This window comes from Synechococcus sp. A15-127 (assembly GCF_014280215.1).
Taxonomy (GTDB): Bacteria; Cyanobacteriota; Cyanobacteriia; order PCC-6307; family Cyanobiaceae; genus Parasynechococcus.
The window spans coordinates 920,909-940,718 of the sequence record NZ_CP047948.1 but is presented as its reverse complement, the minus strand read 5'-3'; the positions used below and the strand labels follow the sequence as shown (position 1 = coordinate 940,718).

The following is a 19,810-nucleotide window of genomic DNA, read 5'->3' as shown; positions in this document are numbered from 1 at the left end:
CCTCCCCTCCTGATCAGATCAAGCGATCAGATCAGTCAGCAGCTGCGAAGGCCTGCATGAAGGCGGACGCGGTGCGCTGGTTGTTCTGAGTCGCGAACGAGTTGGTGGACAACGTCGCTGTGGCAGAACCGTTGGCGGTCGCAGAAGAATTATCCTGCGTGCCAGTGGACTTGAACGCTTCCAGACGATCCAGGTTCACGGTGAAGCTGGAGGCCTCATCGGCGTTCACGCTGGCGATTGCACCCAGGCCTTCGATGGCGACAGAACTGTCACTGACAGTGCTGGTCTGACCGACGGACTGCTGATAGCCAGCCTCATACGCTGCGTTGAAAGCAGCGGTCCAGGAAGCACCACCAGTGGTGTCGTTGGTGCTGTTCGCGGCTGCCAGAGCGGAAGATACGATGGCACCCAACTGACCTTCCTGACCGATGGCGGTTACAGAATCCTCAGTGGACTGGAAGTCACCTTTGATGATTCCGGTTGCTGAAGACTCGTTCGCCGTGGAGGAACTGTTGGTGATGACGTTGTTGTACGCAGAACTATAGCTGGAGTTATAGTTCTGGTTATAAGATTGTGTATAAGCGTTTTTGAACTGCTTGAAGTTGCTCTGCTCGGTCTCATAAGCAGTCTGGCCTTCAGCACCATAGGAAGCCTGAGCGGAGGCATCCAGATCGCCCCAAGCGCTGTCGTAATCAGCAGACCACTGCCAATCACCATTCCGGTCGTAGCTGCCGTAGTTACCGGTTTCGGTAGAGGACAGGCTCGTTGCCGTCGTGGCTTCTTCCCAACCAGTGGAATGGGACTCACGCTGTGCAGTCTCCGTTGCAACCGAGTTGGCGGCAGCAGAAGCAGCCTGGGTCGCAGCGGCGGAGGAGGAGGTGCCGTTGGTTTGCATCATGCTGCTGCCTGCACCCATCTGCATCACACCCAGGGACAGACCGTCAAATTCCTGAGTCGCAGAAACGCTTGCGTTCACACCGATGCTGGTGTTGGAGCCAACGTTGAACTGGTTGGAGGTGCCAACTGCGTTGTTGAAGGTGGCAGTACCAGCGCCGGAGAAGGTCAGTCCACCAGGAGTGGTGGCGTTGATGATGAACATGCGCTGGGTGGTACCAGACATGTTGGGGTCATCTGATCCAGCGACGCTGTTTGCATTGGCCGCGGCCGGAGCCACGAGCAGCAGAGCTGCAAGAAGAAGAGGTGATTTCATCGTTCAGGGATTGAACATGGAGGGAAGTACAAGACCTCCCCAGCGAAAGCTAGCCATCAAAATTGTGTTCGACGAAAAACACCGAAAAGGCTCAAGACTTGCCTGAAATGCAATCAAACGCGGCGAAAACCGGAAGCAAACATTAAAAAAGGGAGGAGCCGAAGCCCCTCCCCTCCTGATCAGATCAAGCGATCAGATCAGTCAGCAGCTGCGAAGGCCTGCATGAAGGCGGATGCGGTGCGCTGGTTGTTCTGAGTCGCGAAGGAGTTGGTGGACAACGTCGCTGTGGCAGAACCGTTGGCGGTCGCAGAAGAATTATCCTGCGTGCCAGTGGACTTGAACGCTTCCAGACGATCCAGGTTCACGGTGAAACTGGAGGCCTCATCGGCGTTCACGCTGGCGATTGCACCCAGGCCTTCGATGGCAACCTGACTGTCACTGACAGTGCTGGTCTGACCGACGGACTGCTGATAGCCAGCCTCATACGCTGCGTTGAAAGCAGCGGTCCAGGATGCACCACCCGTGGTGTCGTTGGTGCTGTTCGCGGCTTCCAAAGCGGAATTCACGATGGCACCCAACTGACCTTCCTGACCGATGGCGGTCACAGAATCCTCAGTGGACTGGAAGTCACCTCTGATGATTCCGGTCGCTGACGACTCGGTAGCCGTGGAGGAACTGTTGGTGATGACGTTGTTGTAAGCAGAACTATAGCTGGCGTTATAATTCTGGTTATAAGATTGTGTATAAGCGTTTTTGAACTGCTTGAAGTTGCTCTGCTCGGTCTCATAAGCAGTCTGACCACCCTCGCCGTAGGAAGCCTGAGCGGTGGCATCCAGATCGGTCCAAGCGCTGTCGTAATCAGCAGACCACTGCCAATCACCATTCCGGTCGTAGCTGCCGTAGTTACCGGTTTCGGTAGAGGACAGGCTCGTTGCCGTCGTGGCTTCTTCCCAACCAGTGGAATGGGACTCACGCTGTGCAGTCTCCGTTGCAACCGAGTTGGCGGCAGCAGAAGCAGCCTGGGTCGCAGCGGCGGAGGAGGAGGTGCCGTTGGTTTGCATCATGCTGCTGCCTGCACCCATCTGCATCACACCCAGGGACAGACCGTCAAATTCCTGAGTCGCAGACACGCTGGCGTTCACACCGATGCTGGTGTTGGAGCCGACGTTGAACTGGTTGGAGGTGCCGACTGCGTTGTTGAAGGTGGCAGTACCGGCGCCGGAGAAGGTCAGTCCACCAGGCGTGGTGGCGTTGATGATGAACATGCGCTGGGTGGTACCAGACATGTTGGGGTCATCTGATCCAGCGACGCTGTTTGCGTTGGCCGCGGCCGGAGCCACGAGCAGCAGAGCTGCAAGAAGAAGAGGTGATTTCATGATTCAGGGATTGAACATGCAGGGACAGATGTACTGACCCAGAGAAAATCTAGCCAGAGAAACAAAACCCGACACAACGCTGGTATACATCGGGGATTAAAAAATCATCAAGCCATTTCTTAAGAATTTATTTAGAGACGCTGTACGATTTGTTTCCGCTTGTCTTCAGCTGACGTGTACCTCCCTGAGTCTTGATTTCAGTCCAGAATTCCTTTCCTGGATCAATCTGGATGGGACCAAGCGGGCTGGAAGCTGTTGACAAGCCACGGACTGGTCGTCCTTCTCCAGGTCGAAAGGCATTCGAGTGAACACCAGGAGAGAACGTATATTGTGGACAAAGATTATCTGGATTATTCCCCTCAGGATCAGTTAACTTACAGGGTCTGGCTTGAACCTGACAGCAAAGAAGAGGGAACAAGAGGACTATAGAAAAAAGGCCGAGAGAATTAAGATGTTTCATTAAAGAGAATTCTGCAGTACATTTTTGAATGTGGCACCTGCCTGTTCTTCTTGGTAAAGCAACTCTTCGGTTTGTGCATCGCAATAAAATGTAGCTTGGCCTTGGGTATGCTGACTTGCAAATAAACATTGGAATTCATATCCAGAATCACTCAAACAATCGATCAAGCTGCCAGGAATGAGAGTGCAGGAATAGTCTTTACTTGTCTCAACATTTGTGCACGAACCAGTGTAATCTTTGTTGCTTGTGCAATAAGCGTTAAATCCATCAAAGAGTGACTGTGAACGAGCCACAGGACCACTGAAATCAAAAATGACTGCCAAGCAGAGCAATCCTGACAGTGGAATAGTTTGATGAATTGTCATCGTCCTCAGCTACGTGTAGTTTGTGGAACCTTTGGAGGAAGACTCTGCTGCTGTGGACGCTGTGGAGCCACACGACGTGGTGGTAGTGCTGCCGCTCTAGAGGAAGGAGGCTTGGGACCCAGCACATTGGTGGCACACTTTTCAAGAAGTGGATACAAATCAGGGTCTACTTTAATTCCATCACGCTGCAAGGAAGCACAAGCACGAATCATGGAAAGCTGGGTAGAAATCTCGCGATCTTGGACAATCAAGGATGCCAAGCGATTGCAAGAGCGTTGGGCAGGCGAACCGAACGGAAAGACCAAGCCAGCATTGACTGAGTAGTTATTGGCTTCATTACCACTGGTTGTGATGGCATCAAAGGAATCAAGCTCATTTTCGCCATAATTTCCACCTAGGAAAAGAGTCGGGGGTTCGGCAAAAAATACCAGGACCGAAACCTACCTCATTCTGGTAAGCGTTATTAGTTTGATAATTGATATTAGTACCACCAGTCGTTGTTGACGATGCTGAAGGTGCCGCAGAGTTGGTCAGCGATGAACTGTTGTTGGTCTGCTGGGCAAAAACTGGTTGAAAAAATAGTGGTGCCAGAATAGCCAGTGTGGCAGAGACTGCTGTTAGTTTGCCGACTCGCCGGTCGCTGGTCATGACAGACAGGGTGTCCAATAGTTTTTATTATAGAAGGGAAAACAGTTCTTGCATGGCAAAGAGTTCATGGAATGTATCACCGTCACCAATGACAGACGATGAGAGCATTACAATACAGCAGTTCTCGTGCTAGCTCGCAATGAGATTCTTGAATCAGTCAGATTGAATCACTCAGGTTCTGGAGATTCGAAATTTTCCCGCAGGGTGTTGAGGAAAGAACTGGTACCGTCACTCACCGTGATGGTCATGGTATGGGTCGCTGTCGCAGACGCTGTACCAATACTTGGTTGACCGTCGGGCTCGGTTGTAGTCAGTGCAGAACGGAAACTTGTGCCAGTATCCAGAAGAAACTGGTTGTTGGCAGTAATTCCACTCAGAGCGACATTGGAGCCTGTAGGCGTCGTGGTGAACACAGCACTTGTGTTACCACCTACATCACCAGCTGTGTTGGTTAAGAAGCTGTCTTCCTTCAGATTCAGAACTGCTTCTGTCTCAACCCTTAAGTTCGAGGTTGCATCAGCAGATGTCTGAGTTCCGTATGTGGATTGAATCGCATACTGAAAAACGCGATTTGTACCTGAATTAGTCGACGTCCTCTCAAGAATCTGAGCTTGTGACGCCGTAGCTCCTAAAATAGAAACAGCTAGGACAAAAGTGAGGCGAAGCATGATTCTTCTAACCAACATGAAAACTCAGAAGCTTTGAGCAAACGTGTTAACGAAGGAATTCGCGTTGATATCAATGTTGGTGGTGGTAGAAAGGCTTGCGTTAGCACCTGTGTTACCACTCACCAGATCATCATTGGTCACGTAAGGACAAGCCTTGTCATGAGTCGGCGCACAAGCTTCAAGACCATTGATGTTCGGGAAGACTGTGGCAAAGAAGCTGGCTTCCCCAGGGGCAGTTGCGCTGCCTGGATCAATGTTCAAGAGCACCGCTGCGCCCATACCAATGATATCGGCGTTGCCTGAAGCGTACTGAGTTCCTTCCTGCAACTCGATGGTACCGCCACTGACACCAGAATCGCCATCAGGTGTAATGCTTCCATCATCACCATTGGCGGCCAGATTACTGATGTTGATGGTGGTTTGACCAAGAGCATTATCGCCAATGTCGCTATTGATCCCGACAGACGATGGGATTAACACTGTGCGACTGACGCCCGTCAGTCCCTTCGAAAGAGTGAGATTGGAAGCAGCACCAAAACTGGTTGTGTTGCCGACTGCCAGTGATGTTCTACTTCCGTTCGTAACGGAAAGATTTTGTGTCGTGCCCTTCTCGGGAGCAGTCACTGTGATGCCTGCCTGGGTGATCTGAGCCTGAGCAGGCGAGAGAGCTGAAGCGAAGAGTGCTGAGGCAACAGAAGTTGCAACCACACCAGAAATTTTGAGGCCTGAGATTGCAAACATCGTCCTAAGTCTCAAATGCGATTGGAGAGATTCGAAAGCTCTCATTACCTATAACCAGTTCAAAAGGAACTAGAGCAGGGAGAGCTATTCAGCTTCGACACACCGGAGGATAGTTGGCATGTGGCACCGCTGGGTGACATCTGCCAGAGACCTTCACCATTTATCCAGGTTCTTGTATTCATTGCCGCAAGAAACGCCTTCGAAGCAGACTTAGTTAAAGAATCGTCGCGAGATGATGGACTGCCACTCGGAGAACTGACAGCAGTCATTTGATTCATTCGGGCTTCGAGTGCTGCAATCCGCGATGCCATTGCCACAGATTGTGCAGCGGTTGGACGAGTGATGGCAGGCAAGCCAACCTGTGGCGCAGCAGTTGTACATCCAGTTGGACCGCACTGTGCACCGACAGGGGATGGGTTCGCAAGGAATGCAGAAGCAGCGCAAATCAGGGATGCACCACTGCAAAAGCGGCTGCTAAAGATCGCCATCGATGCTCTCCGGAAGATCAGCCGCACGCTAACCGGAACATCGTGAATGCGTACGCAGATCAAGCTTTATTGACATTGAATCTCAAGGTTTTCTTCGCTTTTAGGCCGCCTTGGTCTGATCAATTCAGTAGCTCACACGCTTCAGACATCAGGTCATTCCAACCCTTTGACTCGGATCTCCTGAGCAGATGAAGCGTTGGGTACCAGGGAGATCGACTGCAAAAACCTCCCCATCTCCAGCCAGCACGTTCGGGAAGCAAAAGAATAGTTGGACTGCTCAAGCTTCCAGCCAGATGTGCTGGGCCACTGTCATCGCAGATCACCCAGTCACAGAGGGTGATCAAGGCTGCCATGTGCTCCAGACGCACTTCATGGGACACCTCGTTTTGGCACGAGACAAAGCGGTCAGCAAAACGGCAGTGACGAAGTTGTTCAGCACCGAATCCCTTTTGCAGGGATAGGAGACGCACACCAGGTCGATGTGCAATGGCGGCAAACGCATTGAGTGGAATGTCTGACGAAACTCTTTCGCGAGAGGCTTGTAACGCGGAACCATTCCAGTTGATAGCGATCAAGCGTTCACCACTCCCGAGATCAAGCTTCTGCCGCCAGGCCTCAACCAGAGCAGGATCAGCCTTTAAACAGGGGGAAGCAAGAACAGGCTGTTGGTCACAGGCGCCAAAAACAGCAGGGGCATCCTGCATCGGAAGAATCCACTCGGAAGGCTGAGAGGTGAGCTCCCCGATCGGATGAACTTCGATCGGTGCCTGGAAGCTATCTCTGAGAAGGCGCAGCACCGGAGGCTGAACATACAAATGCACAGGTCGACTGAGTGCCGTCGCAATCCAAGGTGCATAACGGCTGAACAACAGTGAGTCGCCCAGAGTTCCATCCGACGCCAAGATCAGTGGAGGCACCTCTGAGGCAGTATCAGAGACCCCACGGAGCTCATAAGCATCCGCGGATGGCAGCGACAGATCTGCCCTGCGGCTCGCTGAGCAGAACCGAAACCCACTGGTCCAGTTCCCGCACAACAACTGCAGCTCACCCCACTGCGCGAGAAGTTGGCGCGATGCGGGCTGATCCAATCGAGCCTTCTGCAGCAGCTCGTCAGCCATGTCAAGACGATTCTGATCGAGGCAGACTCCTGCCAGCAATCGGGCCACAGGCCAAGGCAAGGCCTGCGGATCAGAGCTGAGTGCGATCGAGGTTTTCAGATGGTCATAGGCCTCACGTTCCCGAAACTGGCGTTGCATAGCAGCAGCAAGAACGGCGTGGGCAATGGCTGAAGAGCGCTCCTGAAGACAGGATTGAGCCAAGCAGCAGGCGAGCTCAGACTCCTTCAGCTCGACGGCACAGGTGGACAGCAACTCAAGGACTACCGAATCACAGGTCTGGCCGAACCAGGATTCAATGCGTGAACGAGCTTCCAGAAAGCACTCCTGAAGCATCAGATGTCGGAGGACAGCGATGCGGGAAGACTGCGACTTCGGCCCACGCTTGAGCAACATCTCAAGCAGTGATGCTGCCGTCTGCTTACGCCCAAGCTGATCGGCTGTCTCTGCCTGCCTGAGCAGTTCTGTTTCGTCTTCCGATGGGTGGTCGAGCCAGAGCTCGCGGTAGACGAGGGCCTCTTCCAATCTCTGCTGAGACTCATAGAGATTGGCCAGATCTCGATAGACCTCGGCTACATCAGTTTTCGATTGAGCCAGGAGCTTGAGGATGGGCTCTGCCTGACTCAGATTTCCTCGAGCAATACAAGGAAGAACATGCTGCAGATAAAGAGACTGATGCGAACGGGAAGCAGACGCTTTATCGGCATCGATGCCATTAGGGTTACCTGCGTGCGCGAGAAAGTCCTGTTTTTCAGACCTACCAAAGCCTTTGGCAATGCCAGGGCGGCCCATTTGGTCAATGAATCTTTGATCAGTCTAGGGAAAAAGCTGTCATAGACATCTCTATTGAGGTCGATCCGGCCCAAACAGAGCAAAGCCTGTGACAATCGACAGGCCGGCACACTCAAAGCGGCTGTCAGAAGCTTGGGCCGATGGCTGTGTGAGGAATGACAAACGCAGCAAACTTTTATGCAAAGACTGCTTCCTGTGTTGACTGAAGCTCACCAAACTCTAAGATTTTATTGTCATGGAAGCAATCGCCCAGCCTCGCGGCTAGCTTCCAAATTAGTGCCCATCAGGTCATGGCCCTCACCCTCGAAATCACAAGCAGCGCTAGCGAATTGCTGAACGGTGAAACCGCGACCTTCACCTTTAACTTCAGCGAGGAACTTGTATTAAACGAAACAAGTGCGTTTACAAGCTCAGACATTTCGGCAAAAACTGAGGATGGCATCAGCTTAGGTAACTTCTCCGACCTTCAGCAGAACGAAACCGATCCAACCATATACACTGCGAAATTCACTCCAACCGAAAACCTAATTGCAAGCGGCAATGTCTACATTGCTTTCAACTCTGTCAGAACAGTTTCAGGTGTAGGATGGGAAAACAGGGATGCATTATCTCCGGTTAGTGTTATCACAAAAACAATCTACTCCCTGAGCAATTCCGAAGGGACATCTGACGCCATAACTCTGGCAGAAGGAACTGAAGATTCTGCGAAGCCAATTACATTCAAGGTCAGCCGATCAGGCGATACCAGAGCAGCCGGCTCCGTTAACTGGAATGTCATTGCAGATAACAGCGTTTCAACAACAGTGGCTCTGGCGGATGCGTCGGACTTCTCACCTGAAGCAACACAACTTCCCGGAGGAGTTGTTAACTTCGCAGAAAACCAAACAGATCAGACGATCACCGTTAATATTTCCCAGGACAAAATATATGAAGCCAACGAGATCTTTCGCTTGACGCTGTCAGAAGCATCAACAACAAACGGTTCGACTTCTGAAATTCCAGCAGAGCAATCCAGCATCGATGTCACCCTGACAACAGATGATCCAGATACCATTGCCCCCGTGATCACTTCAGGGGACAAAGCTGGCGCAGACGGCTTCATCCAAGAGAATTCTCATCACAACGAGATTATCTACAGCGCGACAGCGACAGATACAACCGACCAGATCTTGACTCCTTCGTCGGCAAACGTAACATTTTCCCTGAAAGAAGAGAATTTTAATTCCCAAAATGACAGCGAGCTATTCAGCATTGATGAACTAACGGGTGACGTCACGCTGCCTTTTGATCCAGACTTCGAAAACCCGAGAGATGCAGGCAGCAATCCAGATATTGCAGATAACATCTACGGATTCATTGTCGTTGCGACTGATCCAGCGGGCAACACAGCAGAAAAGCAAGTTTCGCTGGAAGTTCAAGATATTCAATTGGCTCCTATCGCAACATCTCCAAGCCGAGTGAGCATCAATGAGAATACAGGAGCCCCTCAGCCAATTTACACCACACAAATAGAAGATTATCCATATCCAATGATGTACGGATTGAAGGATGTTAATGACAGCGAGAGATTCACGATTGACGTATCCACTGGCATCGTTTCCCTTAAGCCAACTGAGTTTCCTGATTATGAAACCAAAAATTCCTACAACTTCACTGTTACGCTGAATGGAGAGGAGGGCAACAGCGAACAGGCAGTTGCCCTCACGATCAATAACGTTGATGAGGCTGCAGCCATCACTGGCAATCTCACCGCCTCCACCGATGAAGATACCTCCGTCACAGGGAAGATTTCAGCAACAGATCCAGAAGGACTCAGTGACGGCAGCTACTTCTCCATTGCAACAAATAATTCTCCTGATAACGGAACAGCATCCATCAATCGTGAAAGTGGTGCTTGGGTTTATTCACCCTCAGCCAACTTTCACGGTTCGGACGATTTCACAGTAACAGTCACCGATGATGGCGGAGGCACGACATCACAACTGATCTCCATCAGCATTAATCCCACACCCGATGCTCCAGTAATCAGCGGTGACCTGTCTGGTACTGGTCTCCCCTTCATCGGCGATCCAGAAAAAGATCAGCCGATCCGAGGCACAATCGAAGTCACGGATCCTGATAATCGGATCGGGACTTCGTCCAGCTTTAAGCTCGTAGAGGGAAGCTCACCGACCTCGACCGGCGGGGCTGCAGCCATTAGCGAGGAGACGGGTTACTGGAGTTATTTCCCTCAAAAAGACTATCGAGGCCCGGATACTTTCGCTGTCCAGATCACGGATGCAACCGGAAGCACAACTGAGCAGACAATTCTGATCAGTGTTGATGACCCTGCGACGAACGAGTCTGCTGCGATCGGAGGTGATATCAGTGGACAAGGTGAGGAGGACTCCACAACCCCGATCACAGGAACACTGACTGCCCTGGATGTCGAAGGTCTGACGAGCGACAACATCTACTCGATCAGCCGTGCGGCCAGCAACGGGGATGCGTCCATCGATGCTTCAACTGGAACCTGGAGCTACAGCCCCAAGGCCGACTTCAGTGGCACAGATTCCTTCACCGTCAGCGTCACCGATGACCAAGGAGGCACGACGGATCAGGACATCTCCATCACAATTGGAGGGGTGATAGACCCCGTCTCCACTCCAGATCTCACAAACGACAGCGGACGTTCATCAACAGACAACATCACCAATGCCACCAACCCCAGTTTCAGCGGATCTGCTGATTCAGGTGCGGATGTCGAAGTCCGGATCACCACCAGCGGCAATCCGAACACCTCGACAAGCACCTTCAGTCTGGTAGGGGTTGCCAATTCTCTTGGCGTCTGGAATCTGACCCTCGGCGATGACGTCGCCCTCACGGATGGAACCTACACCGTCACGGCAACATCCACGATCGATGGTGAAACTGCCACTTCGGATCCTCTCACCATCACGGTGGACACAACGTCTCCGGTGATCACATCAGGAGCGACTCCAACAGGAGGCGATGACACCCCCGGTAGCCAATCGATCATCTACAAAACAGTCGCTAACGACGCATCGCCGTTGCCGTTGAAGTTCAGCTTGAAACCTGACAACGACGACGATGCTGCCGCCTTCACGATCAATCCCGACTCTGGCGACATCCGTCAGAATTCCCAACAAGCGATCGAAGTTAAGACTGACTATGCCGTCACGGTCGTGGCAACCGACGCCGCCGGCAATGCAGATGAGCAGCTGATTGCACTGACCAGAGATGATCTGGGCCAATCTGCTCCACAGAGCACTGATCAAACACCTACTTTTGCAGCCACACCTTCGCAACCTGCCTCAAGCCCTTCCTCAGGTGGTGCTGCTAACGAGTCAGCACCTTCGTTTGAAGCCATCACTCTCGAGACATCTGCTGGCTTCGAGAAGTCACAAAGTGGGGACAGGATCCTCGCGAAGGCCCCGCGTGGAGACGTCTCCATCCCCTCCTCCCAAACAGAAAAACTGAAGGTTCTCGAATCAGCTGATGATGGAATTGAAATTGAGCTGACCGATACTCTCATTGACCTCGACCTCACATCGCGCTCCTCCAATGTTGTTTTTGGAGGACGTAAACTCAAATCCTCCACAGTGCGTTTTGAGGAAGGTTTGACAGCCGACTTGGTCAGCACAGCTGAGTTGGTCGAAAAAACCTCTTTCCTGATGACTGAGGGCAAAGACAAGGCCACGTTCAACTCCGGCGTGATCAAGAAATCAACCATCGAAGCCGGAGGCGGCAAAGATGACATCTTGATTGGTGAGGATGCGACGCTGACCAACAAGACCATGGTGGATCTTGGAAGCGGCAAGGACAAGCTGACCATTGAAGGCCAGGTCAAGAAAGCACAGATTGATCTAGGCGATGACAATCAGAAAGACAAAGTTTTTGTCGATTCACTTGATCTGATCACCAAAAAACTTGTGATCAAGAGCTTTGGTCAAAAAGACAAGCTGGTGATCGACGGTGAAACCTACAACAAGACCGCCATCGAAGAAGAAGATCAACGCATCGGCAAGATTCGTGTCCGTTTCCTGGATGCAACCACGAATGGATCCAGCAATGACGACGACAGTTCTGACATCACAAGCGTCATTGCCAGCAACGGATTCGACTTCCTCTGATCCTCCCGATCAATTCAACAAGCTGACCAGGAGCAGATCATCGCCAAGGCTGATGGTCTGCTCCCTTGACAGCTGCTTGGCCTGATCCAGGTTGATCAGACCCAGATCACCCAGCGGTGTTCGCGATGCATCACCACCCAAAAGCTTGGGTGCCACCACCACCGCTAGCTCCTGAACGCAGTGCTGCTGAACCGCGGCAGCAGCGAGCTCAGGACCACATTCCCAGAGCACCTGATTGCAGCCGCGAGATGCAAGCGCACGCATCAAATGCTCAGGATCACAGACCGGCAAGGACAGCAGCTCAGGTCCGCTGGGAACCGGAACATCACGGACCTGCGGGCCGTGAGCCAGCAGGGTTGGAGCCACGTCAGTGTTCCAGAGCTGTGCCCGAGCAGGAATCTGCATGCTGCGACTGAGCACCACCCGCAGCGGTTCGGGGTCGCGCCGGCCACGGCTGGTGAGCAAAGGATCATCCGCGCGCAACGTGCCTCCACCAACGATCACCGCATCGCAGCACGCCCGCAACTGATGCACCCAGCTCCGAGCCTGCGAACCGCTGATCCACTGGCTCTCGCCATTGGGCAGGGCGGTTCGGCCATCGAGACTCATGGCCCACTTGAGCACTCCCCAGGGACGTCCGGTGCGCACCCGATGCACAAAAGCCCTGTTCTGATGCGCCGCCTGCTCCCTCAGCACCCCGGTGATCACCTCCAGGCCGGCCGATCTCAGGCGGCGGATCCCCCCGCCAGCAACCCTGGGATCGGGATCCTCAAGGGCCACCACCACCCGCCTAATTCCCGCTGCGATCACCGCATCCGTGCAAGGGGGCGTGCGGCCCTGATGGCAGCAGGGCTCAAGGGTGACGATCAGGGTGCCGCCTCGTGCGGCCTCCCCGGCCTGGGCCAGGGCACCCACCTCGGCATGAGGACGTCCGGCACGAGCGTGGTACCCCTCTCCGATCAATCGGCCACGGGCATCAAGAACCAGCGCCCCAACCAGGGGATTCGGACTGGTACACCCCTGTGCCAAAGCCGCCAGGGCGAGAGCCCGATGCATCAACGGTTCCCACATCAGCTCAGGGGCAACGCCTGCAGCGATCGCCACTCACCCACCACGTAAGGGGGCACCGGCAACTCCGTGAACACTCCCGGCAGCACGAGCCGCAAAGGGCGATTGTTGCTCAGATCAGCCAGCAGGGGATCCAGCGCGAATTCAGCAGCAGCATCCCGTCCGTCCTGAGCGAGGGCTGGATTCTTCAGAGTGATGTCCGACAGAGACCACTCACGCCGGCCTGCGAACACCTGCAGATCGATGGGATGGTCAAGCCTGAGTTTTCCGGGGTAGCCGACGATGCGCAACACCACCGGCCCGCCGGCGGCTCCTTCCCTGTAGGCCACGGCCTGCCAGCTGACGTAATCAAGGTCCCGCAGACTTTCCAGACTGCGAACCATGGCGACGCCGTTTTCGTTCTCGTGCTGATGCACCTGCGCCCAGGCGAGCCCAGGAGTGAGCAGAACAAGCAGCAGTGCAGCCAAAACACTGCAGAGCAAGCGACGCATGTGCCGGATCCGAGGACTTCAGAACTCAGGGTATGCAACAAAACACGCCAATTACGAACGATCCACCTGTCTTCTCATCTAAGACTCTCTGAACGCCTGAACGGTCCAAAATGGGGCCATACTCGTCTCAACTCAAGACCCACCGGTTTCACAGCGCCATTGAAGCGGCTGAATTATTCCGCACACTTGGGTTCACCTGGGAGATCATCCAGCTGTCGGCGGGGGCTCTGGACGGGGTACTGAAGATCAGACGATCGATTGACATTGTTTGTCTCTCCGTTCAGTGCAATCGCTGCATGTTGTTTCATGGAGGACGCAACTCCGACTACGTTCCATTCTGTCTGGAGATGAATGCTGTTTTCCAGCATCGCGTTCGAGGAGAACCCGTCATTCCCTTCGGCCTCTATGGATTTCACCTCAATCTCAGTGATGTCTTCTTTCAGACCGAAGCCGGAGCTAATTTCAGCATCATTCTGATTCCGCGAAACCGCATCCAACAGCTTGGAGCGCTCGATCCGAACGGAGTTCTGATGGAATCCATCAACATCACCAACAACATCCAACTCAGTCCAGAGATGTTCCAGAGCTGGATCCAGCTGGTGGATGGAGTGCTCAACGATCACAGCTCCGGCGGCATCGATACGGATCAAATGAATGCCTTGCTGCTGGAGAGTGTTCGAGCCCACTGGCCTCGAACACATCTCGGCTCTTCCGTCATTGACCAATCGCTGCGGGATCGTGAGAGATCTGGTGCGTTGGGGCGCCGAAAATAACCGCCAACCCATTTCATTGGATGATCTTGGTCGGACGATCTTCTCCTCCCGATCAAGCATCAGTCAGAGCTGTCGTGAACAGGTCGGGATCGGACCGATGGCCTTGCTCAAGCAGATCCGTCTGCAACAGGTGCACCACGCTCTGCGTCATCGGGAGAAACGGCAACTCCTGGCCTGCGACACCGTCCAGGAGGTTGCCAACCACTTCGGGTTTCACAGCCGTAATCATTTCGCCCGTGATTACCGCAATCTGTTCGGAGAAGCTCCCCGACAGACGCTGGCCCGCAGCGCGGCCTAGGAGCGGTCAGCGCCAGGAATCAGCGCCCAGTCGGTCTCGGTGGCCCAAAGCCCCCAGATCGCCATGGCCCTCAGGTAATGGCAAGCCCGAAAGGTGTTCACGGCGGTGATCGCTTCCGGCGTTCGGAACTGAAGACCTCCCCGGTACACCTGGTCGACCACCGCCGTGCAAATCGCTTCGGCTGTCGTCTTGTCTCCCATGAGCCGGTAGTAGGAGGCCAGACCGAAATTGATCCCTGTCCAGACCTCCAGCGGATGGGTGCCATCCGGGTCGAGAGGGGTGCCATCCCGCCGCAGACCATTCGCCACGCCGAGACGTCCGCCGTCAAACCGCTCAAAACAGGCCTCGCGCACGGCCTTGAGCGTGCTGTGGCTGTTGGCATCGCTCACCACCGGCGGCAGGCCCAGCAGCCGCGCGTAGAAATCACCGCAGAGCTGATCCGCCATCACCACCGGCGTACCGCTCTCGGCGTCGATGCGATAGAACTCGCCGTTCCACAACAGTCGGTCGAAGTTGGCGCGTGATTGCTCCAACCACTCCCCGAATTCCCGCTGCTCCGAGCTCGTCTCCAGGCCCAGATCCAGCTGAAGCCGCTGGGCCATGGCCAGAGCCGCCTCGAGGGCTGCGATCCATAGAGCACCGCAATAGGCGCTCACTCCCTGCAACGGCCAGTCATCAAAGGTCTGGTCCGGTGCTCCGCCGTTGTCCGGCAAGCCGTCCTCATTGACGTCGAAGCGTTTGAGATAACGAAGTGCCTGAACCGCTGCAGGCCAGCACTCGGCGAGGAAGGTCAGGTCTTCGCCGGTCGGTGCGAACCGGAATGTGCGCCAGACCTGCAGCACGAAGTCGCTGGCCAGATCCTTCCAGAGATTGCAGTCCTGATACGCCGTGTAATTGGTGGCATCGAACGGCGCCTCGTTGGGAGCACCCAGATCGTGGGGGGTCGCTCCCTCCACCTTGCGGTCGGCTTCCACCCGTCCCCTGCCCTGGGTGAAATACCAGCCGATCGGCCGCTGGCTGGCATCCATCGCCGGGATGGCCCGGGCGAAGCTGCGCAACACAGCCTTGTCCAGCTCAGGCCACAGCTGAACCAGCGCCAGGGACCCGTACAGCCTCACATCAAGACTTTCGTACCAGGCGTAGTCGAGGCACTCCAGAACGCCGAAGCGGCCCACGGGATCGCCAGCTCTGGCGGCCGTCCAGAGGCTTCCACCGCTGGCGAGGTCGTAGAGCTCGTTGAACAGGGCCATGCGCAACGGCTCCGGCAGCTCGGTTCGAGCCAGAACAGGCTCCTGCCAGCGATCGATCTGGTCACGCCAGCTGCGCCAATCCCTCAGCGCCTCGGCAGCGATCGCCGCCGCCGCCGTGCCCTGCCGGCCATGGAAGTCCGTGTAGCGGCGCCAGTCGCTGACTCCGGTGGCGAAGGCGGTCACCGGCAGATCCCAGCTGATCACGACCGGAATCTCGAGGCATTGCCCTGGATCGAGGCTGACCTTCACCGCCAGCGCAGCGCTGGCCTGTTCCCCGGCGCGACTGGCCCGGTCGTTGTTGCTGTTGGGAATGCGTCCTTCAGCGGCGAAGGACTGCCACAGTTCCGCCCCATCGCCGGTGGGATCCCAGCGACTGCAGCGCATCACCTCCACATCCTCGAGGTTGTCCGGCAATGCCAGACACCACTGCCCCTCGCCCTCCGCAAGCGGCTGGGACCGACGCCCATCCAGCAGCACACCCTTGAGGCCCGGCTGATCCACCCAGCGGTTGCTCTGGCCCTCCCCGGCACCGATCGCAGGGGCGTAGTTGTGCTCAGGGCTGCCGTCGTCGCGGAAATGCACTTCGGCGGATGGATCGGTGTTGGTGAACCACCCGACGGTGTTGCGCCAGCTCAGCAGCAGGGAGAGCTGCAGCGGCCGGTTGGTGGGATTGCGCAGGGTCCAGCGGAAGACAGCCACGGGGTAGCTGCTGCGCTGATAGTCGCCGGGGAGAATCGGACTGAAGGCCTCACAGCTCACCTCGGCCGCGAACACTCCGCTGTAGCGGGTCCAGCTCAGGGGGTAGCGGGCGGCATAGGTTCCAGTGGTGCTGTCGTTGGTGCTGGCTGGATACCACTGCCAGGCCGCGAGGGGATCCTCGCCATCCACTCGGCTGTCGTCTCGATCCGGAGCCGTTGCCAGGGCATGGGCCCTGGTGCTGTCGCCGTCGCTCTCCCACATGGCGAACTGGCAATCGGGGATCGTGCCGTACCAGTGCTCGCCGCCATCGAGATGCCAGAGATTGAAGTCTCCACGAGAGCTGCGACCGATGCAGCCCGCACCGAACCCACCGAGGGGCATGCCATGCCAGGGACCATCGTCGAGGTTGCTGGCGTAGCGGACGCTGTAGGGGTCCCGCCAGCCCAGACCGAAGGCACGGCTCCAGCTCGCCTGCGGAGTCGACCAGGACTCGGGGCGGGGTCTGCGGCGCAGCATGCTGCTCAGAGCGGACAGTCCCAGAGGAGCCATGGGTCGGCTGACAGTCGCCCCAGACTGCCAGACCTGAACGGTTCAGCCAGCGTTCTCCTCGGCATCCATCAGGGCGTCGAGCGTGACGGCCGTGCGCACCAACGCCTGGTAGCGCTGCAGCGTGCGCCGGTTCTGATCCAACCAACGAGCCGGTTCCGCCGCGCTTCCCTCCTCCGGCAAGGTCTGATCCATCAACGGCAACCCCTCCTCCCGGGCGATCAGGGCCAGCAGCAGGTCATGCAGGCGTTGGCGCCGCTCAGAGTTCATCCGTGACCGAGCAAGGTGATCAGACGTTGCTCAGCCGCCGGCTCCAGCGTCACCGGCAACGGCCGGTAGCGGCTGGACTGTGCGGCACGACGCGCGATCGGCGCCTGAGCCTGAGCCCAGCTGTCGATGGCGAGATCGGTGTAGATGCGCTCAACCGTTGCCACGGGGGCGTCCCGCAGATCGTCAAACGCCACCTCCTTGAGCTGGCCGGCCGGGATCAGCTGACGGGATGACTCAAAAGCCGCCATCAGCAGGCGATGGGCTTCCACCGTCTCCTCCACCTGGGTGATCTGGTCGGGGGGGTCCTGCAGACCCAGCAGGGAGGCCAGTCGTTGCTTGACCAGCACCAGAGAACGCACCGCATCGATCGGTCGGCGCTTGAGAAGAATGAAGCGGCAGCGGGGAAACAAGCGAAGCAGCAGCGGCACCCGAGCCGAATGGGCTGGATTCTTGATCAACAGGTGATGCTTGCCGGGGCCCGCATGCAGCCAGGTGAGACGGCTGAACATCACCAGAGCTCGTTCGTAGGCGGGAGTTGCGCGCAGAACCGTGCGCCTCAGGTGATGGAGATAGTCGCGGGGAAAGGCGATTCCCGCCATGTGGCTGTCCATGGTCAGACGGGAGAGGCCCACTTCGTCCTCCTGCGGATCATCCGCGCCCCAGGGCACGGCATCGATCGGACGGATCGGCGTCATCGTCCTGTGCAGCAGGGGCTGCAGCAGGGGCTTGAGCAGCAGGGCCACCTGGGGAGCCACGGTGAGGCTGTTGGATGCCGTGGCTGCGCAGGGGTCGCATCCCATGAGCTGGTGCAGATACGTGGTGCCGCTGCGCCAGTGACCGATCACTACCACCGGATCATCAGGAAGCTGCTGCTGCTGCAGCCGTTGGCTGTAGATCAGCTGCTGAAGCCAGCTCAGCGGTTCGGCGGCCAGGCCGGTGCATGTGAGCGCCAGGAGCTTGTGCAGCTGCGACAGCGAGGGACGACCGTGCTGAAGACCACTAATCAGCACCGATGGCCTGGGAAACGCCCCGGCAACGATGAAATCAGAGACGGTCGCGAACGAGCGGGGCAGCAAGCAGTGCACAAGCGGACAAAACCGTTTTAACCACCCATGCGGCCATGATCACAGTCATGCCCGGTCTTCCCCACCCTTTTCAGGTCATCGGAACCGATGCCGGCGGCCTGGCGAGCCTGCCCCCTGCGGCAGTGCGACTGCTGTGCAACGCGGAAGCGGTCGCAGCGCCACAGCGCCTGCTGGACAGCCTGCCTCAGTGGTGGAGCGACCAGCAGCAGGGCGATCGCCCCCTGCCGCAGCTGCAAGCCAGTGACCGCCCGGATGCACTGATCAGCTGGCTGCGCTCTAAGAACGCACCGGTGGTGATCCTGGCCAGCGGCGATCCGCTCTGGTTCGGCATCGGCCGCCGCCTGCTGCAGGCCTTTCCGGCGGAGACGCTGCACTTTCACCCGGCGCCATGCTCGATGCAGCTGGCGTTCGCACGGATCGGCCGTCCCTGGCAGGACGCCACCTGGGTGAGCCTGCATGGACGCAGCCCGGAAGCACTGGCCAGCGCCCTGCAGAACAGACCGGCAGCTGTGGCTGTGCTCACCGACCCCGGACAGGGTGGTGCCGCACCGGTGCGGGAGATCCTGCGCAGCAGCGGACTGGAAGCGTCCTATGCCGTGTGGGTGTGCGAAAACCTCGGCCACCGCGATGAACGGGTGATGCGGCTCGCGAGCAATGCCCCGCTGCCGCCGGATCTGCAGCCCCTGCTTCTGGTGCTGCTGATCGCCGAGGATCCGCCGCTGCCGGAGCGACTGCCCCTGTTCGGCCTCGAGGATGGCGTGTTTCTGCAGCACCCAGACCGTCCTGGACTGATGACCAAGCGGGAGGTGCGCCTGCAATTGCTGGCAGACCTGGAGCTGCCCGCCGACGGGGTGCTCTGGGATCTCGGAGCCGGCACCGGGAGTGTCGGACTGGAGGCGCTGAGGCTGAGGCCCAGGCTGCAGCTGCTGGCCATCGAACGCCGCGGAGGCGGAGCCGCCCTGATTGAAGCCAACGCCGAGCGGCTGGGGGTGCAACCGGCTGCGGTCCTGGAGACGGATGCCCTGACGGCACTGAGCACAGATCTGCCGCCGGCACTGGCCTGCCCCGACCGGGTTCTGCTCGGGGGAGGAGGCCGCGACCGGGTCGCTCTGCTGCAAATGCTGCTTCCACGACTGAATGACGGGGGGATCGTGGTGATCCCGCTCGCCACGCTGGAGGCACTCTCAGACCTGCGGCCAGTCCTGGACAAGGCCGGACTGATCACCAGGATCAGCCAGCTTCAGGCCTGGAGAGGCCTGCCGCTCGGAGACGGCACCCGGCTGGCGCCGATGAACCCGACACTGATCCTTAAAGGCACGAAATCACATCAATAA

At 56.7% G+C, this 19,810-nt stretch carries 16 protein-coding genes; 3 read left to right on the top strand and 13 right to left on the bottom strand.

Annotation, left to right across the window (positions count from 1 at the left end; all coding sequences use genetic code 11):
* Positions 1–31 precede the first annotated feature (31 nt).
* From SynA15127_RS04775 to SynA15127_RS04745, 7 genes are all read right to left on the bottom strand, one after another.
* Entirely contained in the window at positions 32–1,210 is a 1,179-nt protein-coding gene (locus SynA15127_RS04775) for a hypothetical protein (RefSeq protein WP_186485210.1), read from the bottom strand.
* Between the two features lie 197 nt (positions 1,211–1,407).
* The gene (locus tag SynA15127_RS04770) at positions 1,408–2,586 is read right to left on the bottom strand and encodes a hypothetical protein (protein WP_186485209.1); all 1,179 of its coding nucleotides are present in this window, start codon (positions 2,584–2,586) and stop codon (positions 1,408–1,410) included.
* A 459-nt stretch (positions 2,587–3,045) separates the two neighbouring features.
* Positions 3,046–3,411 carry a hypothetical protein gene (locus tag SynA15127_RS04765; protein WP_186485208.1) on the bottom strand — a complete coding sequence of 122 codons (366 nt, stop codon included), beginning with the start codon at positions 3,409–3,411 and terminating at the stop codon, positions 3,046–3,048.
* 372 nt (positions 3,412–3,783) lie between these two features.
* Entirely contained in the window at positions 3,784–4,059 is a 276-nt protein-coding gene (locus tag SynA15127_RS04760; RefSeq protein WP_186485207.1) for a hypothetical protein, read from the bottom strand.
* A gap of 167 nt (positions 4,060–4,226) precedes the next feature.
* Positions 4,227–4,727: a hypothetical protein gene (locus SynA15127_RS04755; protein ID WP_186485206.1), complete on the bottom strand. Its 501-nt coding sequence runs from the start codon at positions 4,725–4,727 to the stop codon at positions 4,227–4,229.
* A 24-nt stretch (positions 4,728–4,751) separates the two neighbouring features.
* On the bottom strand, positions 4,752–5,468 hold the full coding sequence (locus SynA15127_RS04750) for a hypothetical protein (protein WP_186485205.1): 717 nt from the start codon (positions 5,466–5,468) through the stop codon (positions 4,752–4,754).
* Positions 5,469–6,075: 607 nt separating this feature from the next.
* Positions 6,076–7,863 carry a glycosyltransferase family 9 protein gene (locus SynA15127_RS04745; RefSeq protein WP_186485204.1) on the bottom strand — a complete coding sequence of 596 codons (1,788 nt, stop codon included), beginning with the start codon at positions 7,861–7,863 and terminating at the stop codon, positions 6,076–6,078.
* Positions 7,864–8,153: 290 nt separating this feature from the next.
* On the opposite strand from SynA15127_RS04745, the gene SynA15127_RS04740 reads away from it, so the two are divergent.
* Positions 8,154–11,996 (top strand): tandem-95 repeat protein, encoded by a 3,843-nt coding sequence (locus SynA15127_RS04740; RefSeq protein WP_186485203.1) that lies wholly within the window; start codon positions 8,154–8,156, stop codon positions 11,994–11,996.
* A gap of 9 nt (positions 11,997–12,005) precedes the next feature.
* On the opposite strand, the gene ribD is transcribed toward SynA15127_RS04740, so the two are convergent.
* From ribD to SynA15127_RS04725, 3 genes are all read right to left on the bottom strand, one after another.
* Positions 12,006–13,067, bottom strand: coding sequence for a bifunctional diaminohydroxyphosphoribosylaminopyrimidine deaminase/5-amino-6-(5-phosphoribosylamino)uracil reductase RibD (gene ribD / locus SynA15127_RS04735; protein ID WP_255475640.1), 1,062 nt, complete (start codon positions 13,065–13,067; stop codon positions 12,006–12,008).
* Positions 13,067–13,555, bottom strand: a complete 489-nt coding sequence (locus SynA15127_RS04730; RefSeq protein WP_186485202.1) for a DUF3122 domain-containing protein — start codon at positions 13,553–13,555, stop codon at positions 13,067–13,069. Before SynA15127_RS04730 ends, ribD begins: the two co-directional genes overlap by 1 nt.
* A gap of 173 nt (positions 13,556–13,728) precedes the next feature.
* Positions 13,729–14,388, bottom strand: coding sequence for a hypothetical protein (locus tag SynA15127_RS04725; protein WP_186485771.1), 660 nt, complete (start codon positions 14,386–14,388; stop codon positions 13,729–13,731).
* Between the two features lie 37 nt (positions 14,389–14,425).
* Between SynA15127_RS04725 and SynA15127_RS04720 the strand changes: the two genes are divergently transcribed.
* The gene (locus SynA15127_RS04720; RefSeq protein WP_255475579.1) at positions 14,426–14,626 is read left to right on the top strand and encodes a helix-turn-helix domain-containing protein; all 201 of its coding nucleotides are present in this window, start codon (positions 14,426–14,428) and stop codon (positions 14,624–14,626) included.
* On the opposite strand, the gene SynA15127_RS04715 is transcribed toward SynA15127_RS04720, so the two are convergent.
* Genes SynA15127_RS04715 through SynA15127_RS04705 form a run of 3 tightly spaced genes read right to left on the bottom strand, consistent with a single transcriptional unit; the run spans position 14,623 to position 18,467 of the window.
* Positions 14,623–17,124, bottom strand: coding sequence for a GH116 family glycosyl hydrolase (locus tag SynA15127_RS04715; RefSeq protein ID WP_186485200.1), 2,502 nt, complete (start codon positions 17,122–17,124; stop codon positions 14,623–14,625). The genes SynA15127_RS04720 and SynA15127_RS04715 overlap by 4 nt on opposite strands.
* Positions 17,125–17,166: 42 nt before the next feature.
* Positions 17,167–17,391 (bottom strand): hypothetical protein, encoded by a 225-nt coding sequence (locus SynA15127_RS04710; protein WP_186485199.1) that lies wholly within the window; start codon positions 17,389–17,391, stop codon positions 17,167–17,169.
* Entirely contained in the window at positions 17,388–18,467 is a 1,080-nt protein-coding gene (locus SynA15127_RS04705) for a sulfotransferase (protein ID WP_370594020.1), read from the bottom strand. Before SynA15127_RS04705 ends, SynA15127_RS04710 begins: the two co-directional genes overlap by 4 nt.
* Positions 18,468–18,523: 56 nt before the next feature.
* On the opposite strand from SynA15127_RS04705, the gene cbiE reads away from it, so the two are divergent.
* Complete coding sequence (cbiE, locus tag SynA15127_RS04700; RefSeq protein WP_186485198.1) at positions 18,524–19,810, top strand: precorrin-6y C5,15-methyltransferase (decarboxylating) subunit CbiE; 1,287 nt, start codon at positions 18,524–18,526, stop codon at positions 19,808–19,810.